This window comes from Streptomyces niveiscabiei, from assembly GCF_001419795.1.
Classification (GTDB): domain Bacteria; phylum Actinomycetota; class Actinomycetes; order Streptomycetales; family Streptomycetaceae; genus Streptomyces; species Streptomyces niveiscabiei.
In genome coordinates this window covers 1-1,687 of sequence record NZ_LIRL01001002.1, presented here as the reverse complement: position 1 = coordinate 1,687, position 1,687 = coordinate 1, and the positions used below count along the sequence as shown (strand labels likewise).

1 protein-coding gene and 1 pseudogene are annotated in these 1,687 nt (G+C 70.8%); one reads left to right on the top strand and one right to left on the bottom strand.

From position 1 onward, the window contains the following. Nucleotides 1–135: 135 nt before the first annotated feature. Nucleotides 136–1,398 (bottom strand): glycoside hydrolase 5 family protein, encoded by a 1,263-nt coding sequence (locus tag AOK24_RS38665; RefSeq protein ID WP_055724610.1) that lies wholly within the window; start codon nucleotides 1,396–1,398, stop codon nucleotides 136–138. A 57-nt stretch (nucleotides 1,399–1,455) separates the two neighbouring features. Between AOK24_RS38665 and AOK24_RS38660 the strand changes: the two are divergent. Beyond that, nucleotides 1,456–1,687: pseudogene (locus AOK24_RS38660) on the top strand (ATPase); the annotation flags it as partial.

Genomic DNA, 1,687 nt, shown 5'->3' with positions numbered 1-1,687 from the left:
AGGGGGCTGTGCTGTCTTATGGGCGGGGAAGGGTCAACCTCCTGGCCCTGGCGGAAGTTGTGGTGGGGCGCGGCGGGGTGCGGTAGGGGTGCGCGCTCCTGGCGGGAGGAGTGCGCGCCCCCAAAAGGCAACCACTCACTCCGGGTTGATCAGTTCCGTCACTCCCCTTGCCGCCAAGTAGGCCGCGTCACCCGCGTGTTCGGCCAGGATCACTGCCGGGCGGGCGCCCTCCGCCCGCAGGGCCATCCATGTCTCGAAGAAGGCGCCTCCCGGACCCGACGTCGAGCGCGTCGACGGGGTGCAGTCCAGGACCAGGGCCGTTTCTCGCGGCGACGGGGTCAGGGGCAGCGTGCGGAGTTCGGTGATCGTCTCCTCGATCGCCTCCGCGATCGGCTTCGGGGCACCCTTCGAGTCGAACAGGCCCAGTGTGTACTCGAGTTCGGGGTAGTCCGCCAGGCTGCGGTCCACGTCGTGGGAGCACCACCACGTCACGCCCCAGAGGTTCGTGCAGCTCGCCGCGTTGAGGAGGGTCTCGCGGGCGAAGAGCGGGGCGTCCGGGGCGGGGATGTGGGGTGCGGGGGCGCCGGTCTCCTGGACCCAGACCTTGCGGGCGGGGTCCGTCGCGTACGCCTTGGCCAGTTCCGTGCCGTACTCCGCCAGGTGGTGGACCTGGGGGGAGCGCGGGCCGTAGCGGCGGGCGCAGTCGCCGGAGAAGACCCAGGGGTGGACCGTCGTCAGGTCGCCCTTGCGGGCCGACGCCTCCGGGGTGAACGGGTGGTCGTCGCCGTACCAGGCCGCGTCGTACGCGGAGTGCGTGACCAGGCCGGCGGTGCCCAGGCTCTCGCGGGACGCCGTGAGCAGGGTGTCGAGGTAGTGGTCCACCTCGGTCGCCGTGACCGGGTTGTGCTCGACCAGGTTGTTCAGCTCGTTGCCGAGCTGGAGGCCGATGAGGTTGGGGCGGCCGGCCAGGGCGCTGCCGAGGGTGCGCAGGAGGTTCGCCTGGGCCTCGATCGCCTCCGGGTCGGTGAAGACGTTGCGGTGGTGCCAGCTGCGGGTCCACTCCGGGTAGAAGTCGAAGCTCGACAGGTGGCCCTGTACGCCGTCCACCATGACGTCGAGGTCCACTTCCGCCGCGAGGTCCACCAGGCGGACCAGCTGGTCCACTGCCGCCGGGCGGATGTACGTGCGGTTCGGCTGGAGCAGGGGCCACAGGTGGAAGACACGGACATGGTCCAGGCCCAGCGCGGCGATCTGGGCGAGGTCCTCGCGGGCGTTCTGCGCGTCGAAGTCGTGCCAGGCGTGGAACCAGCCCCTGCGTGGGGTGTAGTTGACGCCGAAGCGGAGTTCCGGAGCGGGCGGGGGCGTGCTGATGGCGTTCTCCTCGGGTCGCGGATCCACTTCGGACCTTGTCTGCGGCGAATGTATCAACCACCATGGGTACCGATGAATAGTGATTTGAACCAAACCTTTGTCTGTGACGGCCCCGCGTACGTCCTCGGCGTCGACGCGGGGGGTACGCGCACGCGCGCGGTCCTCGCGGACGCGGCGACCGGCCGCGTCCTCGGCGAAGGCGCCTCCGGCCCCGGCAACGCGCTGACCGTCCCCGTCGAGCTGGTCACCGATCACCTGGCAGAGGCGATCGGGGAGGCGGTACGGGGCGTCGCGCCGGGGAGGATCGTCGCGGCGC